We start from the raw sequence: 23,194 nt of genomic DNA, 5'->3' as shown, positions 1-23,194 counted from the left end.
AAAAACACATAGAGTATAAATAAGACAAAAATATAAAAACATATATAAAAAACCTTATATAAAAAGAAAAAATACTGTACTTTGAAAATGGTGGAGAAATATTCTACAAAACAAAAAAATAAAAAAGTTTTTGAAAAACTATTGAAATCTATACGCAAATCCTATAAAATAAAAATATCTTGTGGGACTTAAATAAACACTAGGGACACAAAAAGTCCCGAAAGGAAAGTAATAAGGAGTATGTTATGAAGAACTTATTAGAAATTCAAAAGAAATTAATTCCACAGGCAATTGAACTTATGGAAAGAAGATACTCTATTTTAAGACAAATATCTTTAAGCGAGCCAATAGGTAGAAGAACCTTATCAAATGTATTAGAAATTAGTGAAAGAATAATCAGGTCAGAGACAGAGTTTTTAAAAGAGCAAGGGCTTATAGATGTAGCTGTATCTGGAATGACCATCACTAAAGAAGGTTCAGATTTGTTAGACAAACTTAAAGACATCATGAGTGACATCATGGGATTGTCTAAGTTACAAGATAGAGTTAGAGAAAAGCTTGGAATAAAAAAGGTAATACTAGTTCCTGGAAGCTGTGATGAAAATGGAAGTTTACTAAAAGATGTAACTCGATATGGATGTGAGTATTTCTTAAACATCTTGAAAGATGGAGATATTGTTTCAATAACTGGTGGAAGCACTATGTTGGAGTTTTCAAACGTTATTAAAACTGATAAGAGATACCCTAACTCTACAATAGTACCAGCTAGAGGAAGTATGGGAACTGATGTAGAGATGCAATCTAATAACATAGTTGCTTCAGTAAGTAAGAAGTTACATTCTAATTGCAAACTTTTACATATACCAGATGAGTTGGATGAAAGTGCAATGAAAACTCTTAGCCAAGTGCCAGAGATTAAGACAACTTTGGAGTATATTAAAAGAACAGACATTTTAGTTTTTAGTATAGGTAGAGCAGATGTCATGGCAAAGAGAAGAAAACTTCCAGAAGATAAGGTTGATGAGATATTATCTAAAAATGCAGTTGGAGAAGCATTTGGATATTATTTCAATAAAGATGGAGAAATAGTTTATAAATTGAATACTGTTGGAATTGATTTGGAGACAGTTAAACAAGTAAAAGAAACTATTGCAATCTTTGCAGGTACTGAAAAAGTAGAAGCCTTATTAGCCATATCGAATATGCATAAAAACATGGTTCTTGTAACAGATGAAGAAAGTGCTTATAAGATATTGTCATTATTATAAAAGTCAAGACCTAGCACAGAGCTAGAAAACATACATTTACTTTATAGGAGGTAGCGAAAATGGTTAAAGTAGCTATAAATGGATTTGGAAGAATAGGAAGATTAGCATTAAGAAAAATGATGGAGCAACAAGATATGTTCGAGGTTGTTGCAATAAACGACTTAACAGACGCTAAAATGTTAGCTCATTTATTTAAATATGATACAGCTCAAGGAAGATTTAATGGAGAGATAGAAGTTAAAGAAGGTGCTTTTGTAGTAAACGGAAAAGAAATAAAAGTAACAGCAGAAAGAAATCCTGCTGACCTACCATGGGCTGAACTAGGAGTAGATATAGTATTAGAATGTACAGGATTCTTTACATCTAAAGATAAAGCTGAAGCTCATATACAAGCAGGAGCTAAAAAAGTTGTTATATCTGCACCAGCTACTGGAGATTTAAAAACAATAGTATTCAACACAAACAGTGACATATTAGATGGTTCTGAAACAGTTATATCAGGAGCTTCTTGTACAACTAACTGTTTAGCTCCAATGGCTAAAGTATTAAACGACAAATACGGTATAGAAAAAGGATTAATGACTACTATACATGCATACACTAATGACCAAAACACTTTAGATGGTCCTCATCCAAAAGGTGACTTAAGAAGAGCTAGAGCTGCTGCTGGAAACATAGTTCCAAACACTACAGGAGCTGCAAAAGCAATCGGTCTAGTAATACCTTCATTAAAAGGAAAATTAGATGGTGCAGCACAAAGAGTACCAGTTGTAACTGGTTCAATAACTGAATTAGTTTGTACATTAGGAAAAAATGTTACAGTTGAAGAAATAAATGCAGCTATGAAAGAAGCTTCAAACGAATCTTTCGGATACACTGAAGAAATGTTAGTATCTTCTGACATAATCGGAATAAGCTACGGTTCATTATTTGACGCTACTCAAACAAAAGTTATGGAAGTAGATGGAAAGCAATTAGTTAAAGTTGTTTCTTGGTATGATAATGAAATGTCTTATACTTCTCAATTAATAAGAACTTTAGGATACTTTGCACAATTAGCAAAATAGTCAGCTTTGAGAAAATAGAAAAGTAGATTGACAAAGTCCGAGTTTGTAGTTTAATACTACGGACTCAGGACTTTTTTTAAGAAAAAATATATAAAATACACCTAAATAATGTTACATACTATATATAAAAATATGATAATATGATATATTTAATAGGGTAAAAGTATGTACTATATTATACTTGGCAATAAAAAATTACTTTATTAAAAGGAGAGATATTTATGTCAATGCTTAACAAAAAAACTATAGAAGATATTGATGTGTGCGGAAAAAAAGTATTAGTGAGATGTGACTTTAATGTGCCATTACAAGATGGTGTAATTACTGATGAAAATAGATTGAACGGAGCTTTACCAACGATTCAATATTTGATTTCTAAAGGAGCAAAAGTTATATTATGCTCTCATTTAGGAAAACCAAAGGGAGAAGCTAAACCAGAATTATCTTTAGCACCAGTTGCAAAGAGATTATCTGAAATGTTAGGTAAAGAAGTGGTATTTGCAGCGGACGATAATGTTGTAGGAGAAAATGCAAAAAAAGCTACTGAGAACATGGAAAACGGAGATGTAGTATTATTAGAGAATACTAGATATAGAAAAGAAGAAACTAAAAACGAAGAAAACTACTCTAAAGAATTAGCTTCACTTGCTGAGATATTTGTAAATGATGCATTTGGAACTGCTCATAGAGCACACTGTTCAACAGTTGGAGCGGGAGAATTTTTACAAGAGAGAGTTTGCGGATACTTAATCCAAAAAGAATTAAAATTCTTAGGAGAAGCTGTTGCAAATCCAGTGAGACCATTTACGGCTATACTTGGAGGAGCTAAGGTTTCTGATAAATTAGCTGTTATAAATGAATTATTAGAAAAAGTTGATAACCTAATAATAGGTGGAGGAATGGCTTATACATTCTTAAAAGCTCAAGGTTATGAAGTAGGAACATCTCTACTTGAAATAGATAAGGTAGAATATGCAAAAGAAATGATGGAGAAAGCTAAAAATAAAGGGGTTAATTTACTATTACCAGTAGATGTTGTTATGGCAGACCACTTTGCACCAGATGCAACTCCAATAGTAACAGAAGATGCTAATGTAAAAGAAGATTATATGGGATTAGACATGGGACCTAAGACTATAGCAAACTTTGTAAAAACTATAAAAGAATCAAAAACTGTAGTATGGAATGGACCAATGGGAGTGTTTGAATTTGAGAACTTTGCAAATGGAACATTATCAGTAGCTAAGGCTATGGCAGAGTTAACTGATGCAACCACTGTAATTGGTGGTGGAGATAGTGCAGCTGCAGTTAATCAATTAGGATTTGGTGATAAGATGACTCACGTATCAACAGGTGGTGGAGCATCACTAGAATTTTTAGAAGGTAAAGAATTACCAGGTATTGCAGCATTAGATAATAAATAAACTAATATATAGAGGAGATTGTAAAATGAGAAAACCTATAATTGCAGGAAACTGGAAAATGCATAAAACAATAAAAGAAGCTTTAGAATTTGTAAATGAAGTTAAAGATAAAGTTAATTCTGATAAAGTAGAGGCTGTTATATGTGCACCATTTACTTTATTAAAGGATTTAAAAGAAGCTACTAAGGGTACAAATATAAAGATAGGTGCTCAAAATATGCACTTTGAAGAAAAAGGAGCATTTACAGGAGAAGTTTCACCTCTTATGTTAAAAGAAATAGATATGGACTATGTTGTAATAGGACATTCAGAAAGAAGACAATACTTCAATGAAACTGATGAAACTGTAAATAAAAAAGTTTTAAAAGCTTTAGAAGTAGAGATAGACCCAATACTATGCGTTGGAGAAACTTTAGCGCAAAGAGAAGCTGGAAAAACTAAAGATGTTTGTAAAGTTCAAGTTGAAAAAGCTTTAGAAAATGTTCTTAAAGATGATTTAGCAAAAGTAGTTGTTGCATATGAGCCAATCTGGGCTATTGGAACTGGAAAAACTGCAACTGCTGAAGATGCTAATGATGTTATATCATATATAAGAGAAGTTATAAAAGGATTATATGGAGAATTAGCTAATGAAGTTAGAATACAATATGGTGGAAGTGTTAAACCTTCAAATGTAGCTGAAATAATGGGTCAAAGTGACATAGATGGAGCTTTAGTAGGTGGAGCTAGTTTAGCTAGTAATGACTACCTAGACCTTGTTAATTTCTAAGGAGTGAAATGATGAAAAAACCAGTTGCTTTAATTATTATGGACGGGTTTGGATATAATAAGGATGTTAATGGAAATGCAATTGCTAAGTCCAAAACTCCTAACTTAGATAAAATAATGAAAGAGTATCCAAACACATTGATAAATGCTAGTGGTCTTGATGTTGGTTTACCTGATGGTCAAATGGGAAATTCAGAAGTTGGTCATACTAATATAGGTGCAGGTAGAATTGTGTATCAGGATTTAACTAGAATAACAAAATCTATAAAAGATGGTGACTTTTTTAATAATGAAGTTTTATGTGAAGCTATGGATAATGCAAAAGAGCATTCTCTTCATGTAATGGGACTTTTGTCTGATGGAGGAGTACATTCACATATAGACCATCTTAAAGCTATAATCAAAATGGCAAAAGATAAAGGTATAAAAAAGGTGTATGTTCATGCATTTACTGATGGTAGAGACACTGACCCTCAGAGTGCACTTGAATATGCTAAAGAAGTACAAGCTAGTATGGATGAAATTGGAGTAGGAGAATTTGCTACAGTTTCTGGTAGATATTATGCTATGGATAGAGATAAGAGATGGGAAAGAGTAGAGCTTGCATACAATGCTATGGTTAGAGGTATTGGTGAAAAAGCAACTTCTATTGAGGAAGCTATTCAAAACTCTTATGACAATGGAAAAAATGATGAGTTTATAATGCCAACAGTTATTATGAAAGATGATAAGGCAGTTGGAAGTATAAAGGAAAATGATTCAATTATATTCTTTAACTTTAGACCAGATAGAGCTAGACAAATAACTAGAGCTCTAGTTTGTGAAGAGTTTGATGGATTTAAAAGAGAAGATATTAAAAACTTCTTTGTATGCTTAACAGAGTACGATATAACTATAAAAAACGTGCATATAGCATTTGGGCCTCAATCTTTAACTAATACTCTAGGTGAGTATCTAGCTAACAATGGAAAGACTCAACTTAGAGCTGCTGAAACTGAAAAGTATGCACATGTAACTTTCTTCTTCAATGGTGGAGTAGAAGAACCAAATAAAGGTGAAGAAAGATTATTGATACCTTCTCCAAAGGTTGCAACTTATGATTTACAACCAGAAATGTCAGCATATGAATTGACAGATAAAGCTTTGGAGAAATTAGGAGAAGATAAGTTTGACTTTATAGTGTTAAACTTTGCAAACCCTGATATGGTAGGTCACACAGGAAGTGTCGAGGCGGCTATAAAAGCTGTTGAGACTGTGGATACTTGTGTAGGAAAATTAATAGATAAAATAGTAGAATTAGGTGGAAGTGCAATAATAACTGCTGACCACGGAAATGCTGAATATATGTTAGACCCAGAAACAGGAAAGACTGTAACAGCTCATTCTATTAATCCAGTACCATTTATTGTAGTTGGTCAAGAATTTGAAAGTGCAAAGTTATTGGATGGAGGAAGATTGTCCGATATAGCACCAACTGTTTTAGATATGATGAAGTTAGAAAAACCAGAAGAAATGACTGGTCATTCACTTATCTCAAGATAATTAACTCTGATAAGTAGAAAAGAAAGTATAAATATAAGCAAAAATTTTAGAATCATTAGTTGTACATTTTATGTTTAATGTTTTAAATCTAGTTATAATGTTATATATTAAAGGTTACTTTTGAATTTTAGTCAAGTTTTTTAATACTATATAAGTTAAAATATTATAAAAAATAAAATAAAAATAAGAACTTTTACAAATTTACCCATCAAATAAATTTGTACCTAATTTTCAAAAAAGTCTTTATGTACTATAATATAAAAAGTAGAGTAAAATAGTAGATGTAAGTTTACAGCAAATGAAAATTTAACTAATAGAAAATCGAAGGGAGATATACAAATGTCAGTTATTGAATTAGTATATGCTAGAGAAGTATTAGACTCAAGAGGAAATCCAACTGTAGAAGTTGAAGTAGTATTAGAAGATGGAGCGATGGGAAGAGCAATAGTTCCATCAGGAGCATCTACAGGAGCTTTTGAAGCTGTTGAATTAAGAGATGGAGATAAAGACAGATACTTAGGAAAAGGTGTAGAAATAGCTGTTGCTAACGTAAATGAAATAATAGCACCAGAAATAGAAGGAATGGATGCATTTGACCAACCAGCTATAGATGCAATCATGATAGAATTAGATGGAACTCCAAACAAAGGAAAATTAGGAGCTAATGCTATATTAGGTGTTTCAATGGCAGTAGCTAGAGCAGCTGCTGATGAAATAGGTCTTCCATTATTCCAATATTTAGGTGGAGTAAATGCTAAGCAATTACCTGTTCCAATGATGAACATATTAAATGGTGGAGAGCATGCTGATAATAATGTTGATGTTCAAGAGTTCATGATATTACCAGTAGGTGCTTGTTGCTTTAAAGAAGGTTTAAGAATGGGTGCAGAAGTATTCCATTCATTAAAGAAAGTTTTAGGAGAAAAAGGATTAGCTTGTGGTGTTGGTGACGAAGGTGGATTTGCTCCAAACTTAGGTTCAAACAGAGAAGCTTTAGAATTAATAGTTGAAGCTATAACAAAAGCTGGATATAAGCCAGGGGAAGATGTTATGTTAGGACTTGACGTTGCTGCTACAGAAATGTACAACAAAGATACTAAAAAATATGTTTTAGCAGGAGAAGGAAAAGAGTTAACTGCTGCTGAAATGGTTGCTTTATATGAAGATTGGTCAAACAACTTCCCAATAATAACTATAGAAGATGGTTTAGATGAAGAAGATTGGGATGGATGGAAATTATTAACTGAAAAATTAGGAAATAAATTACAATTAGTTGGTGACGACTTATTTGTTACTAATACAGAGAGATTAGAAAAAGGAATTGAAAATGGAGTAGCTAACTCTATATTAGTTAAAGTTAACCAAATAGGTACAATAACTGAGACTTTAGATGCTATAGAAATGGCTAAGAGAGCAGGATATACTGCTGTTATATCTCATAGATCAGGAGAAACTGAAGATTCTACTATAGCAGATTTAGCTGTTGCAGTAAATGCTGGTCAAATAAAAACTGGTGCTCCATCAAGAACTGATAGAGTTGCTAAGTACAACCAATTATTAAGAATAGAAGAAATGGTTGGAGAGCAAGCTAGATACTGTGGATTAAAATCTTTCTATAATTTAAAAAAATAGTTATTGAAGATTAAAAATATGGTATTAAAGATTAAAAAGATAACATAAAAGATAAAAATTTATCTTATAAGGGATAAGTGATAGTTGATTTTTCAATTCACTTATCCTTTTTTATATTTCATTTCTTACTTTTATTCACAGCTTTAGAAAAAATACGAATAAAAGTTTCTATTTCATCTTTATCTAATTGATGTAAGAGATTTCTAAATACAATTATTTCTATATCTCTATGTTCTTGTTGAGCCTTTAAACCTAATTCAGTTAAGACTAAGTTATACCCCCTTTTATCTTTAATACAGGGATTCTTTTTAATAAATTTTTTTAATTCAAGGCGTTTTACAGCACTTGTTAATGTGCTTTTTGGCAATTCTAAAATTTCACTAATTTCTTTCATCATACTATTTGGATACTGTTCAACTATTTCTAAAATGCTTAATTCTACTAAAGAAATACCATGAATAGTAGGATACTTACCACTACACATTTCTGTTTTCATCTGCATACTAACAATATGCCACAGGTTGTTTAGCTCTTTTACAGGATTCATTGACTTTTACCTCCATATATGATACGATTGTCGTACTAATATAGTACGATAATCGTATTAATTTGTCAATAGGATGGTGTTTTTATGAATTTAGAGATTATACGAGCTACAATTGAAAATGCTACAGAAATGGGTCTTATACATTCTTGTTCATGGAGAAAAGCGTATAAAGGAATTATTCCAGATAAGATAATAGATGAATTCACTTCTGAAAAAAGAGCAGAAGTTTTCCAAAGTGTTATTCCAAAAGCTGAAGAGGAATATTATCTTTTTAAAGTGAATGATATACCTGCTGGTTTTGCTTCATTAAATAGAAGCCAAGAGGATAATGCTCCAAAATGTATTGGAGAAATATATTCTATATATTTCCATCCCGATTTTTGGGGAACATCTGTTACAAAAAAAGGATTACAATTTTGCATTGATAGATTAAGCAATTTAGGATATTCACATATAACGATATGGGTTCTAAAAGACAATACTAGAGCTATAAAATTCTATAAAAAAAATGGTTTTACTTGTGATGATTTTGAGAAAGAGATACATATTGGGAACAAATTATTAGAAGTACGTTATTCAAAAAAGATATAGTAATTGCACATTATTTTTGTTTGTTATTTATGGCTTAATAGTCTTGAAATGACTATATTATTGTGATACACTAAAGAGTAATGAAATTTAAGTAATAAATAGATAGGAGGGGCAATAATGAGCAACATTTTAATGGGTGTGCAAGTAGTACTAGGGATTTTACTAGTAATTAGCATAATGCCTCAAGATTCAAAGAATGCTTTGCCTTCAGAGTTTGGTGGAGAAGGAAGTCAAGCTTACTTTAAACCAAAAGGTAAACAAGCATTTCTTGCTAGAGTTACAAAGATAACAGCAGTATTATTTTTTATAAATGCATTGGCATTACTTATAGTTAAGAAGTAATGATATTGTTGAATAACTGGCCATTATTTAATTAGTGCATTTGGAAAATATTTAAAAATTAAATTTAGTTTTTAATGAAAGTACGTAAAGTAAAAAATAAAACAGGACTAATAATTTTACATTGTTAGTCCTGTTTTTATTTTAAAGATTAAGTTAGATATTTTGATTATTTATATTTATGTGTATCTTTATCAAACCAGATAATTAGTTTATTACAACTTGGACAAGTGCCACAAAATAAGCCACAAATAGCAGCAGTATTTTCATAAGGTTTCATAAAATCATCTCCATTAAGTTTTATAGTATGGCTAGTATTTTGTAAATATAAACATTATTTTCATAGTATTTTATAAAATAATCTTCATTAAGGCTTATATCGTAAATATGATGTAGAAGTAAAAGCATACAACTATAAAATATCATATAAGCAAATTTGAACATTTAATAAGTAAATCTAAATATTTAGATAAGATTAATTTAAATAAGATTATTCTGTTTTAAAATAAATATTATTAAAAATACTGTAATTATAGAAAATGCAGAGGTAAATACCACAATTTGACCAGCTAGTTCACTATCAGAATCCATCTGTTGTGCCATTGTAAATGAAGAAACAGCAGTTGGAGCAGATAACATTATCATAAGTGAGGCTAATTCTACATTTCTAAATCCAAGAAGAATACTAATTGGCAAGAATATAGTAGGTACAAGTATAAGTCTTCCACATACCCCCAATAAAATGGGTCTTAGATGTCCCTTTATAGAAGAAAAACTAAAAGAGCCTCCTAATATTATAAGAGATAAAGGGTTGCAATTTTAGATATATCTCCAATTGTCTTATGTAAAAATGTAGGAATATTAATATCTAAAATTAACATAATAAGACCTATTGCAGAAGCTATTATAAGTGGATTTGTTATAATACCTTTAATCATATGTTTTATGTTTACTTTTCCACCTCTAAAAATTTCAAGTATTACAACAGATAATACATTAAACATAGGTACAATGACTGCAATTAATAAAGATGTGACTCCAATGCTCTTATCTCCAAATAGTGAGATTGTTACAGGTATACCAAATATAACGAAATTGCTACGGAATATACCTTGTATTAATGCACCTCTTGATTTATTATCTTTTTCAATTTTAGGGATAATAAAAACTAGGATTAAGAAGGTTGAAAAAATGATTATAACAGCTACAATCATAAGTCTAAAATTAAGAGAGCCATTTAAATCTGTGTTATATATGTTAAAAAATAATAATAATGGCAAGAAGGATTTGAAACAAACATTATTCATTTTATTTAAAGTGTGTTCATCAAATAAGCCTAATTTTTTTAGAACATATCCAAGTGACATTGTGAGAAACAAAGGAAGAACAACATTTACTGATAAAATTAAATTTTCCAAAGTCTATTCTCCATAACTCGATAATTCAATTAAATTTCCATCAGGGTCCCTTAAATAAATGGATTTCATTTTACCAAAGACTCCTGTACGCTCTACAATTCCTTGTTCAACTTGAATATCATTTTGTTCTAAGTATTTTTTTGTCTCATCAATATTTCCATTTATTTCAAAACATAAATCAGCACTACCTGTTTGTACGTTTTTGCTATGTGGTGAAAGTTCATGACCTTTTATATGGACATTTATCTTAAAATCTCCAGCATAAAGCTCATATCTTTTATTCATTTCCTTAAATGTAAAACCAAGTTTTGTATAAAATTTGATACAATTTTCTATATTATTAGTAGTAATTACTATATGGTCTATTTTTTTTATCATAACAACTCCTTAAGATTTTATATATTGATAAACTTAACATAAATTTATTTGATTTTATAAACTGATATGATTTATCTTGATTATCTAATTTTATCTTGATTGTTGAACTTTATATTTATTATTGAATTTCATGTAGAGTGTTAAATTTTATGTAAATCGCAGGATTTAATGTAATCTGTTAATTAAAATATAAAAAATATTCTAATAACAATTAAGCTAATCATTAATCAAATGTAGACATTTAATTAATGATTAGCTATAGTCAATCTAATTAGTTAGAATAACTTCCTTTTAATGTAAATGTATCTAAAACGTGTCCATCCATAGCTTTAAAAAACTCATTCATATAGAATCCTTTTTCAAGGTCAAGAATAGTATCAAGTGCAAATACATGTATTTCATAAACATGAGGTCTGTCTGGAGGTGCCATACCACCATATACACTGGCTTCTAATCTGTCAAGACCTCCTAGTTTACCATGCCAGCTAGTAGTCCCTTGAACAAAATCAGTAGCTGTTATACTTTCATTTTCACTTAATTCATCTCTTGTTATATTTACAGCTAACCAATGTATCCACGCAAATCCACATACAGGGACAGAGTCTTTGTCTTCTAAAAATACCGCAAAGGATACTGTATTCTTTGGAGCATCTTCAAACTTTAGAGGTAGTGAGTATGTAGGCATACCACCTTCATTGAATTGAGTTCCTCTTTTTCCATATTTATCTTCTATAACGCCATTTACTATACCAGTACTAGTTACTTTCATAATAATTTACCTCCTAAATATATAATAAACTAATAGAATATTTCTGTAATTTAATTATATACCAATTGAAAATAATGGTAAATTACTTACTTTTTTGTGTGTATCTATTTAGGGGGTATCTATTTATTTTAAAATACCTTTTTCCTTAAGTATATCTTCCATGCCATTATCGAGCATAAAGTTAATTCCTATATCTTGCATTATAGCCAAAGCATCTAACATTTGCTTTCCTCGAATAGGTGTAAGTGAATACTCAACCTTAAGTGGGTAACCATCATATGTCTTTTTATCTACAAGACCAAATTCGATTAATTCTTTAAGCTGTTCAAGCAACATTTTTTGATTAATACCATTAATCTCCTTCTCAAGTTTTGATAGAGAAGTTGGCCCCATACGTAATCTCCATAATATAATAGATTTCCATTTGCCTTTTATCATATCATGTGTTAATTCTAAGGGGCAAGTATATTCATCACGAAGTTTCAAATAAGGTCACCTCCAATTTATTTTGCTAATATACGTTTTGAAGCAAGCTTATATACAAACTCAACTTTTTTATTTGTGATATCCCATGAGTCTAATTCTTTTTTTATTAAATCTGGATATTTTTTACTTATATCTCTAAGAGCATTACCAACAGATTTTCTTAAGTATTCACTATCATTATCTTTTAAACTAGAAAGTAGAGATATAGCGACATCAGGATTAGATTTAAAATAATCTCGATTGGTCCAAATCCTAAGGCCTTCTGTGACAGCTCTTTTTACGTTTGGATTGTCAGAATTAATCCATTCTTTTATTACAGGAAGTGCTTTTTCATATCCTACCTCACTACAATAATAATCAAATGATTTAGCTAGTATTTCCTGTACTCTCCAGTTTTCATCTTTACTAACATTATCTTTTAAAAATAACAACGCTTCAGAAATTGTTATTGATATAAATCCAAGTATAAACACTGCCAATTCTCTTACTTGATAGTATTCTGATCTATATAAGTAGATTGACAGATAATAACATTTTTTTGATTCATTATTTTTTACAATCTTTTTAGCTATAGTTTCAATTTCTTTAAATCCATTTTCTATAGTAATAATTTTTGCAATTACTTCTTCCAATTTTATCTCCTCCAATAAGTAGATTAGTTTAAATTTCATGTATTTATTTGTAAAAAAAAGTTTGTTTAGTTTAGATAAAATAAAGACTTGTCAAAAAACGTTTGCAAGTCTTTAGTACTAGCATAAATAAAAAATAATAAAAAATCAACCTCATTTAACATATAAATTTACTTTTATTATGAGTTTTATATTATTAAGTTGTGTTTAAAAAATTAATTGAGTTATATAAATTTTACATGATTTGAGTATACTAATAGAATAAATTATTATATAGTAATACTTATATGAGATGAATATTTTACCAATCCTATCTGATAGTGTATAATTAGGTGATAAAGTAGATGACAAACAGTAATTTAAACAATCATAATGATATTTATACAGATAATTTATTCTTAAAGAATCAGCATAATAGTGTTTTAAGCTATTACTTTACAATTTATAATAAATACAAAATATAAATAAGTAATTTAACTTGTAGGAATAATAAAAAGTATAAAAAGTTATATGTAATTAATAAAAAAGCTTTGTTCTAAGGAATATAAAAGGTAATGTAATATAAACAATAATATAATGAAAGATTAAAATAGGAGGGAAAAATGATACCAGGACTTAAAGAGAGTTTGTTAGGATTAATAAATGAAAGCGCATATAATCCTCTAAAGAAAGAAGAATTAGCAGAAATTTTTGATATACATTCATCAGAAATGCCAATGTTCTATAATTTTTTAAATGAATTAGAAGAAGATGGTTATATAAGTTTTACTAAGAAAGGAAAAATAATATCTCCAAATCAAATGGGATATTTTGTTGGAAAATTTGTATCACATAAAAAAGGATTTGGATTTGTTGAGTCTGATGCTGAGTATACGCAAGATTTATTTATTTCAAGTGACAATATAAATGGAGCTATGCACAATGATAGAGTTATGGCAGAAATAGTTGTACCTGCGACTGAAGAAAAGAGAGCTGAAGGAAGAATAGTAAAAGTTATAAAGAGAGAGATAACTAGAATAGTGGGTACTTTTCAATCAAGTAAAACTTTTGGCTTTGTAACACCAGATAACAAAAAGTTTACTAAAGATATATATATACCTAAAAAACATTTTAGTGGAGCAGTAGATAATGATAAAGTAGTATGTGAAATTACAGTATGGCCACAAGAGGATAGAAAACCAGAAGGAAAAATTATAGAGATACTAGGTCAAAAAGGTGAAAGAGGCGTAGAAATAGACTCTATAATAAGAGAACATGGTCTTCCAGAAGAGTTTCCAAAAAAAGTATTGCAAGAAGCTGAGGCTGTGGCTGTTGAAATTCCTCAAGAAGAGATAAAAAGAAGAAGAGATTTAAGAGATTTAAACATATTTACTATAGATGGGGATGACGCAAAAGATTTAGATGATGCTATATCAATAGAAATATTACCTAATAAAAACTTTAAATTAGGAGTTCATATAGCTGATGTCACACATTATGTAAGAGAAAAAAATAAACTCGATAAAGAAGCTTTAAAAAGGGCTACATCAGTTTATCTAGTAGATAAAGTAATCCCAATGTTGCCAAAAACTCTTTCAAATGGAGTATGTAGTTTAAATCCATTTGAAGATAAGTTAACTCTTTCTATATTTATGGAAATAGACCATAAAGGAAATGTAGTTAAACATGAGATATGTGAATCTATAATAAATTCAAAAGCTAGAATGACTTATACAGAAGTGTCTGACATATTAGAGAAAGATGATGAAAAACTTAAAAAGACTTTTGAACATGTTGCAGATGACTTTAAGAATGCTGAGGTCTTAGCTAGAATTCTTATGTCAAGAAGGGAAAAAAGAGGGGCTATAGATTTCAATTTTCCAGAAGCAAAGATAATTCTAAATGGAAATGGTGAAGTTGCAGATATAAAGCCATATGAGAGAAGAATATCTAATAAGATAATAGAAGAATTTATGCTTATAAGTAATGAGACAATTGCAGAACATTTTTATTGGATGGGGATACCATTTGTGTATAGAATACATGAGACACCATCTTTGGAAAAAATGGAAGAATTGAGTAAGTTTATATCTACATTTGGATATGTAATAAAGGGTGACAAAGAGGAAGTACATCCAAAGGCATTACAAGGTATAATAGAGAAGATAAAGGGCAAAAAAGAAGAAGGTGCTATTAGTACTATAATGCTTCGTTCTTTAAAACAAGCTAAGTATTCACCAGAATGTAGTGGACATTTTGGATTAGCAGCTAAATTCTACTGTCACTTTACTTCACCAATAAGAAGATATCCTGACCTTCAAATTCATAGAATAATAAAAGAATCTTTAAATAATAAGATAAGTGGAAAGAGACAGGAACAGCTTACTACTATAGTGGATTATGCATCTGTTCAATCATCTGAAAAAGAAAGAAAAGCAGAATTGGCTGAAAGGGATGTACATGATTTCTATAAGGCTCTTTATATGAAGGATAAAGTTGGTCAAGAGTTTGAAGGCGTTGTATCTAGTGTAACTTCATTTGGAATATTTGTTGAGCTAGATAATACTATAGAAGGATTGATAAGACTTGCAAATATGAATGATGATTATTATATTTATGATGAGAGTTCTTATAGTGTTGTAGGAGAAAGAACTAAGAAGTCATATAAGATAGGTGATTTAGTTAAGATAAAAGTTGAGGGTGTAAATGTAGATTTTAAAGAAATTGATTTTGAAATAGTTGAAAAAATAGAGGAATAAGTAAAACATCTAAAATAGATATGAGAAGTTGTAGTATTTATGGTATAACTAAATTTGTAATACTCAATGTGCAATGAAAATTAGAAGTTAAAAAATATTTAATGAGAATAGATAATATAAAAATATTTGATGAAAATAGGTAGTATAAAAATACTTAGTTAAAAACAGATATTTAAAAAATAAATTTTTAATATAAAATAAGTGTATCATTTAAAACTTGAGATACACTTATTTTTTTTGTTCTACATAAATTTTTGTTTTATTTAATTTATAATGATATATTACTTTTTATAAATTTAGTGTTAAAATAAAAAAAACACTACTTAGGAGGAATAGAATTATGGGTATGATAGGATGTTATATTAGAATAAGTGAAGAAAATGTTTTGAAATTACAACAAGCAGAAGATAACTTACAAGGTTTATTTTTTGGAGATATGGATGAAGATAATACTATCAGTATTGATAAAGCATGGCATGCTATTCACTTTACTTTAACAGGTTGTCCATTTGGAGGAGAGGATGATAATATATTTAGCAAACTAGTAATGAGTGGAAATGTATTTATGGAGATTGATGGAGAACCACCTGCAATGCTGATTACAGCTAATGATGTAAAGAAGCTATCAGAAGCAATGGACAGTTTGGAAGAGCAGCAGTTTAGAGAAAAATTTAATATTAGTGAGATGTTAGAAAATAATATTTACCCTGTTATGGATGATGAGAATGAAGAAGAGTTTTTTGATTATGTATGGGCAAATTTGATTGAACTTAAAAAGTTTATAGAAGAAGCTGCTAATGATAGACAAGCAGTAATATTTTATATAATGTGATGATTACTAAAAAACTATGAACGATTAATACATTTACATATCTTAGACATGAGGAAGTATGATTTTATAAGGGAAGGTACATATTAGCCTTTTAATTATTTATTTAATAGTAGCATTTTAAAATATATCAATTATTTTTGGATTCTTGTGGTGTGTAGCTACATATATTTTATTTATCTTAAAAGGCTAAATGATTTATCCGAAGTTAGTATCATTAGGATACAAGTATGTGATAAATATTTCTTAGAACAGACTATATAATATGATTCTGAAATATATGAGTCTACAATAAGCATTTAATAATCTTCCAGATTCTAATTTAATTGATAAAATAGAGGATTTTTTAATTATAGTTTTGAGTCTATTATATTTTTGAAATTTATCTATTGTGTTCTATAATTCTCTTGTATATCTATAATATTTTTTCATTATGTGACTCGATTTATTTTTGAAGCTAACCTATCATATTCAATAATTCTTTTAATTAGATAGTATGTTTTTTTATTATGTGAATTAATTTTTTAAAAAATTTATCTCTTATATCCAATAATTCTTTTGTATACTTATCTTATTTTTTCATTATGCAAATCAACTATCTTCTGAAGCTAATCTCTTATATCCAACAATTCTTTTGTATACTTATCTTATTTCTCATTATGCAAATCAACTATCTTTTGAAGCTAAACTCTTATATCCAACAATTCTTTTGTATACTTATCTTATTTTTCATTATGCAAATCAATTATCTTTTGAAGCTAATCTCTTATATCCAATAATTTTTTTAGTTATCTACAATATTTTTTCGTTATAGCAACTTACCATCATATTGAAAGCTATCCATTATAAATAATTCCTTTAGCCATCCACCATATCTTTTTATTATATAAAATGGACTCACAAATAAAGTAAGTAAAAATAAAAAATATAGATACTCTAATTAAAAGTAGAAAAATTAAAATCTTTAGGAAAAATTTAGAAATTTATAAATAATATCTTAAGTTTTAGAATTTATTATGAAAATACAATAAAAAATTTATAGAAATACAATTCTATAAAACTATTTCTGGAGGTGTATTTATATATGGAAATGAAAATATCAGTGTCTAATCTTAGTAAAAGATTTGGAACAAAAAGTGCTCTTGATAGTATAAATCTTGAAATTGACAGTGGGATGTTTGGGCTTTTAGGAAGAAATGGAGCAGGAAAAACGACTTTTATGAGAATTTTAGCTACCTTATTATCCAAAACAGAAGGTTCAATAGATATGTGTGGGGTTCCTATTGAGAATACTAAAGATATTAGGAATATGGTTGGCTATTTACCACAAGATTTTTCAATGTATCCCAATATGACAGTATACAAGGCAATGGATTATTTAGCAGTTTTATCAAATATACCACTAAGGAAAAGAAGTAAAGTTATATGCAAGTTATTAAGTAAAGTAAACCTTACTAATCATCAAAATGTTAAGGTAAAGTCTTTATCTGGAGGTATGAATAGAAGGCTTGGCATAGCACAAGCACTAATTCATAATCCAAGAGTTTTAATAGCAGATGAACCAACAGCAGGTCTTGACCCAGAAGAGCGTATAAGATTTAGAAATCTATTATGCGAAATTGCAAATGATAGAATTGTTATATTATCAACGCATATTGTTGGAGACATAGAAGCTACATGTGAAAATGTGGCGATATTAGATAGTGGAAAAGTTATATACAATGGCTCTACTGAGGCTTTAGCAAAACTAGCTCAAGGAAAAGTATATAGTATTGAAGTAGATAAAAAAGATATTGAAAATATAAAAAATAAATTTGTAGTTATAGGTATGCTGACTCAAGGTGGAAAGGCTACACTTAGGGTCATATCAGATGATAAACCTTTTGAAAATGCAGTAGAATGTAATCCAACTATTGAAGATGGCTATATGCTTATAATGGGAGGAGAGAAGATATGAATCTATTTTTAAAAGAATGTAAAAATATATTAAAAAGTATAGTATATTATGTCTTTATTATAGTTTTAGTGTTTTTCTATGTTTCTCAACTTGGAGGTTCAGTTTCTAAAGATGTAAGTAAAAATGTTCCTAATGATGGGAATCCATTAGTTGCTCCTCAAAGGGTAGAAGATATTGAGGAATATTATTCTATACACAATCAATATCCATATGGTCAAAAAGAATCTATGAAAACAGAAGAAGTCATTCCAAATGCAACTATAAATTTAATTAGAGAATATCAAGAAAACTCATATACAACATATCCAACAGGAATAGTTAAATCTATAAAATTGGACCAAAATAAAACCAAAACCATAGAACAATATATAGAGGAAATAACTGGTAGAAGTATTGAGAAAATAAATTCACTATGGAAAAAAGGAGATAGCATAAAAATAGATTATTCAAGAGTATCTATTGGAAGATTTGAAGAAATAATGCAAAGAGTAGATGATATTTTAGGCGGAGGGTCTGCATATGCCTTTGATAAGTTGCAAAGATTTGGAGTAGTTCCAATTTCTTATAATGAAGCAATGCAGAATTATAACTATACAATAGAAAAAGATAAAATTACTAATGGCTATGCAAGAATTTTTTGTGATTATATAAGTATAGTCTTAAGTATATTTCCAGTGTTTGTGGCAGTTTTCATGTCACTTAAAGATAAACGTTCAAGAATGAGAGAAATTATTTATTCAAAACAAGTATCATCATACAAAATAGTTTTATCAAGATATTTTGCACTTGTTTTTATGATGTTATTACCAGTATTAATTTTAGGTATAAAAGATTTGCTTCCTTTGATTGAATTTGGCAAAAATGAAGGGATATCAGTTGATAATTTAGCATTTATAAAATATACAATATGGTGGCTACTTCCAACACTTATGATAGCTACAGCTATAGGTATGAGCCTTACTATATTAACAGATACACCAATAGCAATTATTGTTCAATTAATTTGGTGGTTTTACAGTATAAATTCTACAGGTCTTAAAGGTGATTATCCAACAATGGGGTTAATGATAAGACATAATAGTGTGCTAAGTGGGAATATTGTTGCACAAAACTTTAATCAAATTATGAGTAATAGATTTATGATGAGTCTAGGTGCATTAGTGATTGTTTTGCTAACGATATTCTTATATGAGCAAAAAAGAAGGGGGAATCTTGATGTTGCATCAAAGCTTTCAAAACTGTTTAGTTTTAATAAAAGAAAACTTCAAATTAAGCACTTTAATTAATTTGATATGTTCAATTATATTGTTATGTTTGATTCCTCTAATACAAGGAGTAGCTAATTTAGATAGAATTTCGTCAGCCATATGCTTAGAAAATTATGTTGTAATAGTAGGAATAATAATGTTGGTACCTATATTTTCACTAGAGCAATCAAAGGAGATTGATGAAATAGTATCATCAAAATCACTATCTCAAGTTATTGTACAATTAATTAGAATACTGATGTCAATTATAAGTATAGCTGTTTTAATCATAGGTTTTGTAAATGTTTTGATATATTTAGGTGGAGATTTCCCAGTAACTGAGTATATCGTTGGAAGCTTCGCATCAGCTATGTTTGTAGGAAGTCTGGGAATGTTTTTCTCGAATTTATTTAATAATACAATCATTGGATATATGGTGTCTATAGGATATTTAATTTTAAATATGATGACTAAAGATAAGTATGTTGGAAATTTTTTTATAATGTCTATGAGTCAAGGCAGTTTTGATGAAAAATATTGGTTGATATCTGGAAGTGTAGTGTTGATAATCATATCTCTATTGATAAAACCAATAAAAAGGAAGATTAGATAAATAATATGAGAGCTTTAATAAAATGAAGGTAATAGAAATAAAAAGTACATTTATGAGATGCAAGTTTATTTTTATATACACAAGATATAATTTGATATTTATGTATGTAAATAGATGTATTTATCTATTGGTATAAAAGTACATATATATACTGAATTTTATTAAAAGCTCTCAAATTTATATTTTTTAGTAATTCCACAGTAATAGTTTAATAAAATCTATGGTAAATTTATAAATTTCATAGTGATTTTACAAAAAGTAGTTTAGTAAAACCTACAATAATTTTATAAATTTCATAATGATTTCACAATAATAATCTAATAAAACTTATAGTAATTTTATAGTGAATTCATAATAATAGTCAAATAAAATCTATAGTAATTTTATAAATTTCATAATGAATTCATAATGATAGTCAAATAAAACCTATAGTAATTTTATAAATTTCATAATGATTTCACAGTGATAGTCAAATAAAACCTATAACAATTTTATAAATTTCATAATGATTTAGTAAGTATTTATAAAACTACTATTTTTGTTTAGAAACTTTATTATTCATGTTATCATTAGTAGGCATTGAGCCAAAGCTTAATTTTTCATACATTACTTGAGTTGGAGCTAGCCAAACTGTACCATTACCAGTAAACGTATTTAAGAAACCTTCACCATTTAAAGCAGAACCAATTAAAGACTTATCTGATTTAGTAACAGAGAAATTAACTCCAGATGTTCTTGCTATTGCAAAGTTACCATCTACCTTTAATTCTTCTCCATTTTTTAATTCATACTCTACAATTTCGCTTTGAGGGACAACACATTCTAGAACGATTACACCAGTACCACTTAATTCTATTTGGAAGAAACCTTCACCACCAAGTAAAGCAGATGAGAAATTCTTTTGTGTAAATGCCTTTACTTCTATTGTATCAGAACAACAATAGAATAATCCTTTATCAACAACTATTGAGTCGTTATCAAGACTCATAAATAAATAATGTCTAAAAGAAGGTTCTAAGTAAACTTCGCCAGTACCTTTATATACAGGTTTCATCATTGATTCATTAGTAAGTGCTCCTGATATTCCTTTTTTAAAAAGACCTCCAACGCCACCAATCTTAGTTTCAGAAGAGATATTACCTTTATAATAATATAATGCACCAGCTTCTGTTTTTATTGATGAATTATTTAACTTTATCTTAATTTGTCTAGCTCTTAAGCCAGCTTCTCTAGCAAAATATAATCCCATTGCCATCATTGGGCTAGAAGCACCTTCAAGTTTTTCAAATTCTAATATTTCAAATTCACTTTTACCATCTGATGCATTTTCTAAAATTCTTACTTTTTTGCTTAAATCCATACAAATTTCTCCCTACTATAGTTAATATTTATCTCTAAAATATTACAAGATATAATTATATATTACATTTTTTTTGGAAAAATGGCTACTTTATCATCAAATTTTTACATCTTTTAAGAAACTTTAAGATGGTTATAGCTGAAGTAGGATTGCTTAAGGATATGTGATTATTTAAATGGATATTTTGAGTATTATTTATTATTTGTGGGTATTATATTTTATGGGCATGTTAAAAGATAAAAGATAGATATTTAGAGTAGTTTTTGTTTTGAAGTTAATAAATTGATTTTAGCAGTTAAATTTAGCTTGGTATTGAATGTATTTGATATGGCTTGTTATTTATTTTGCTTTACTATTTATCATATTACTTAAGAAACTTAATATATTAGTGTAATCTTGACTAAAATTCCTAAATATGTTATTATACAGGTTAGTCAAATGATTTAATAGCATGAAAAATTTAGCAAATTATTAATATCAATTGAAGAAATTTCTAGCAAAGAAGGTGAGATTTATATGGCTGGTAAGAAAGTATTAGCAACAAACAAAAGAGCAAGACATGAATATTTTATAGAAGAAACTTATGAATGTGGAATTGAATTAAAAGGAACAGAAGTAAAATCAATAAGACAAGGTAAAGTTAACCTAAGTGATGGATATGCATCTGTAGATAATAGTGAAGTATTTTTGAAACAAGTTCATATAAGTCCATATGAGCAAGGAAATATATTCAATGTTGATTCTTTAAGAGTTAGAAAATTATTGCTTCATAAGCATGAGATAAGAAAACTTATTGGAGCAACTACTATAAAGGGGTATTCACTTATACCACTTAGTTTATATCTAAAAAATGGTAAAGTTAAAGTAGAAATTGCTTTAGCAAAAGGGAAGAAGTTATATGATAAGCGTCAAGATATGGCTAAGAAAGATGCACAAAGACGTATAGAAAGAGAAATGACAGGCAAGTATTAAATTAGATAAAAGTGTATTTTTTAGAATAAAATTCTTTATTATCTAGAACATAACATTGATTTTTATTCTTAAAAGTATTATATTATATATACATTAAAAATTTAATAAAAATGGTGATAAAGTTTGCGAAAAGTCTAATGGACTATAAACTACTCAAGGGGGCGTAAAGGTTTCGACGTGGGTTTGGAACTTGAGGCTGCATGTCGTGTTACTCTGGGTCACGTAAAAACTGGGGAACTTTAAAATAAACGCAGACGATAATTTCGCGATAGCAGCCTAGTTGCTGCTCGTCCCTCTTAGTCCTCCTGCCGACTAAGACTGGACGTCATTATGCAGGGAACTACTTTAAGGGTGTCTCGACTTAAAGTAGATTAATTGGGACTGGCTAAGCATAGAGCCTGCCACTTGGCGTTATGTGAGGCGAGATACTAGTGAAGTTGGCTAAGCATGTAGATGCAACGAGGAAAAGACTTACGGACAGGGGTTCGACTCCCCTCGTCTCCACCAATTTTGAAAAAAGAATGATGAAATACTTGGAAATACTAGTCTTTATTGACTAGTATTTTTTATTTTGGTGATAAAATCCACCAACTGTACCCCAACCACAGAAAAAGAGGTTT

22 protein-coding genes and 1 other RNA gene are annotated in these 23,194 nt (G+C 28.9%); 15 read left to right on the top strand and 8 right to left on the bottom strand.

The window, feature by feature from the left end; genetic code table 11:
- Nucleotides 1-245 precede the first annotated feature (245 nt).
- The 6 genes from KGF38_RS01005 to eno all read left to right on the top strand — a co-directional run bounded on the left by KGF38_RS01005 (nt 246) and on the right by eno (nt 7,701).
- The gene (locus KGF38_RS01005) at nt 246-1,268 is read left to right on the top strand and encodes a sugar-binding transcriptional regulator (protein ID WP_054271652.1); all 1,023 of its coding nucleotides are present in this window, start codon (nt 246-248) and stop codon (nt 1,266-1,268) included.
- A 59-nt stretch (nt 1,269-1,327) separates the two neighbouring features.
- A complete protein-coding gene (gene gap / locus KGF38_RS01000; protein ID WP_021385974.1) occupies nt 1,328-2,335 on the top strand; it encodes a type I glyceraldehyde-3-phosphate dehydrogenase in 1,008 nt (335 codons plus the stop codon).
- 221 nt (nt 2,336-2,556) lie between these two features.
- Nucleotides 2,557-3,759 (top strand): phosphoglycerate kinase, encoded by a 1,203-nt coding sequence (locus KGF38_RS00995; RefSeq protein ID WP_054271651.1) that lies wholly within the window; start codon nt 2,557-2,559, stop codon nt 3,757-3,759.
- Between the two features lie 25 nt (nt 3,760-3,784).
- On the top strand, nt 3,785-4,528 hold the full coding sequence (tpiA, locus tag KGF38_RS00990) for a triose-phosphate isomerase (RefSeq protein WP_227832089.1): 744 nt from the start codon (nt 3,785-3,787) through the stop codon (nt 4,526-4,528).
- Between the two features lie 11 nt (nt 4,529-4,539).
- Nucleotides 4,540-6,069 (top strand): 2,3-bisphosphoglycerate-independent phosphoglycerate mutase, encoded by a 1,530-nt coding sequence (gpmI, locus tag KGF38_RS00985; RefSeq protein ID WP_054271649.1) that lies wholly within the window; start codon nt 4,540-4,542, stop codon nt 6,067-6,069.
- Between the two features lie 339 nt (nt 6,070-6,408).
- Complete coding sequence (gene eno / locus KGF38_RS00980) at nt 6,409-7,701, top strand: phosphopyruvate hydratase (RefSeq protein ID WP_054271648.1); 1,293 nt, start codon at nt 6,409-6,411, stop codon at nt 7,699-7,701.
- A gap of 118 nt (nt 7,702-7,819) precedes the next feature.
- Here the strand turns inward: eno and KGF38_RS00975 are convergent, their stop codons facing one another.
- Nucleotides 7,820-8,248 (bottom strand): MarR family winged helix-turn-helix transcriptional regulator, encoded by a 429-nt coding sequence (locus KGF38_RS00975; RefSeq protein WP_054277596.1) that lies wholly within the window; start codon nt 8,246-8,248, stop codon nt 7,820-7,822.
- An 84-nt stretch (nt 8,249-8,332) separates the two neighbouring features.
- Between KGF38_RS00975 and KGF38_RS00970 the strand changes: the two genes are divergently transcribed.
- Nucleotides 8,333-8,839: a GNAT family N-acetyltransferase gene (locus tag KGF38_RS00970; protein ID WP_054271646.1), complete on the top strand. Its 507-nt coding sequence runs from the start codon at nt 8,333-8,335 to the stop codon at nt 8,837-8,839.
- Nucleotides 8,840-8,956: 117 nt separating this feature from the next.
- Nucleotides 8,957-9,181 carry a preprotein translocase subunit SecG gene (gene secG / locus KGF38_RS00965; protein WP_003421948.1) on the top strand — a complete coding sequence of 75 codons (225 nt, stop codon included), beginning with the start codon at nt 8,957-8,959 and terminating at the stop codon, nt 9,179-9,181.
- Between the two features lie 477 nt (nt 9,182-9,658).
- Here the strand turns inward: secG and KGF38_RS20540 are convergent, their stop codons facing one another.
- The 6 genes from KGF38_RS20540 to KGF38_RS00940 form a co-directional block, all read right to left on the bottom strand.
- Nucleotides 9,659-9,943: an AEC family transporter gene (locus KGF38_RS20540; RefSeq protein ID WP_413926742.1), complete on the bottom strand. Its 285-nt coding sequence runs from the start codon at nt 9,941-9,943 to the stop codon at nt 9,659-9,661.
- Nucleotides 9,944-9,972: 29 nt separating this feature from the next.
- The gene (locus KGF38_RS00960) at nt 9,973-10,596 is read right to left on the bottom strand and encodes an AEC family transporter (RefSeq protein ID WP_413926739.1); all 624 of its coding nucleotides are present in this window, start codon (nt 10,594-10,596) and stop codon (nt 9,973-9,975) included.
- Between the two features lie 3 nt (nt 10,597-10,599).
- A complete protein-coding gene (locus tag KGF38_RS00955; RefSeq protein WP_065388425.1) occupies nt 10,600-10,974 on the bottom strand; it encodes a VOC family protein in 375 nt (124 codons plus the stop codon).
- Between the two features lie 271 nt (nt 10,975-11,245).
- Entirely contained in the window at nt 11,246-11,743 is a 498-nt protein-coding gene (locus KGF38_RS00950; protein WP_054271644.1) for a YbhB/YbcL family Raf kinase inhibitor-like protein, read from the bottom strand.
- Between the two features lie 123 nt (nt 11,744-11,866).
- The gene (locus KGF38_RS00945; RefSeq protein WP_054271643.1) at nt 11,867-12,229 is read right to left on the bottom strand and encodes a winged helix-turn-helix transcriptional regulator; all 363 of its coding nucleotides are present in this window, start codon (nt 12,227-12,229) and stop codon (nt 11,867-11,869) included.
- Between the two features lie 17 nt (nt 12,230-12,246).
- The gene (locus tag KGF38_RS00940; RefSeq protein ID WP_074179913.1) at nt 12,247-12,861 is read right to left on the bottom strand and encodes a HEAT repeat domain-containing protein; all 615 of its coding nucleotides are present in this window, start codon (nt 12,859-12,861) and stop codon (nt 12,247-12,249) included.
- A 599-nt stretch (nt 12,862-13,460) separates the two neighbouring features.
- On the opposite strand from KGF38_RS00940, the gene rnr reads away from it, so the two are divergent.
- The 5 genes from rnr (at nt 13,461) to KGF38_RS00915 (ending at nt 20,242) form a co-directional block, all read left to right on the top strand.
- Complete coding sequence (rnr, locus tag KGF38_RS00935) at nt 13,461-15,596, top strand: ribonuclease R (protein WP_054271641.1); 2,136 nt, start codon at nt 13,461-13,463, stop codon at nt 15,594-15,596.
- A 340-nt stretch (nt 15,597-15,936) separates the two neighbouring features.
- Nucleotides 15,937-16,428 (top strand): YfbM family protein, encoded by a 492-nt coding sequence (locus tag KGF38_RS00930; protein ID WP_227832088.1) that lies wholly within the window; start codon nt 15,937-15,939, stop codon nt 16,426-16,428.
- 1,081 nt (nt 16,429-17,509) lie between these two features.
- The gene (locus KGF38_RS00925) at nt 17,510-18,382 is read left to right on the top strand and encodes an ABC transporter ATP-binding protein (protein WP_227832087.1); all 873 of its coding nucleotides are present in this window, start codon (nt 17,510-17,512) and stop codon (nt 18,380-18,382) included.
- The gene (locus KGF38_RS00920) at nt 18,379-19,668 is read left to right on the top strand and encodes an ABC transporter permease (RefSeq protein ID WP_227832086.1); all 1,290 of its coding nucleotides are present in this window, start codon (nt 18,379-18,381) and stop codon (nt 19,666-19,668) included. Before KGF38_RS00925 ends, KGF38_RS00920 begins: the two co-directional genes overlap by 4 nt.
- Nucleotides 19,598-20,242 (top strand): ABC transporter permease, encoded by a 645-nt coding sequence (locus KGF38_RS00915; RefSeq protein ID WP_227832085.1) that lies wholly within the window; start codon nt 19,598-19,600, stop codon nt 20,240-20,242. Before KGF38_RS00920 ends, KGF38_RS00915 begins: the two co-directional genes overlap by 71 nt.
- 532 nt (nt 20,243-20,774) lie before the next feature.
- On the opposite strand, the gene KGF38_RS00910 is transcribed toward KGF38_RS00915, so the two are convergent.
- A complete protein-coding gene (locus KGF38_RS00910; protein WP_167639924.1) occupies nt 20,775-21,602 on the bottom strand; it encodes an AIM24 family protein in 828 nt (275 codons plus the stop codon).
- Between the two features lie 516 nt (nt 21,603-22,118).
- Between KGF38_RS00910 and smpB the strand changes: the two genes are divergently transcribed.
- Together smpB and ssrA are read left to right on the top strand one after the other, a co-directional pair.
- Nucleotides 22,119-22,574, top strand: coding sequence for an SsrA-binding protein SmpB (gene smpB / locus KGF38_RS00905; RefSeq protein WP_021386105.1), 456 nt, complete (start codon nt 22,119-22,121; stop codon nt 22,572-22,574).
- A 157-nt stretch (nt 22,575-22,731) separates the two neighbouring features.
- Nucleotides 22,732-23,081, top strand: a transfer-messenger RNA (tmRNA) gene (ssrA, locus tag KGF38_RS00900).
- Nucleotides 23,082-23,194: the final 113 nt, after the last annotated feature.

The organism is Clostridioides sp. ZZV14-6387 (assembly GCF_020657835.1).
Lineage (GTDB): Bacteria > Bacillota > Clostridia > Peptostreptococcales > Peptostreptococcaceae > Clostridioides > Clostridioides difficile_A.
This window is presented reverse-complemented; position numbering and strand designations above follow the sequence as displayed.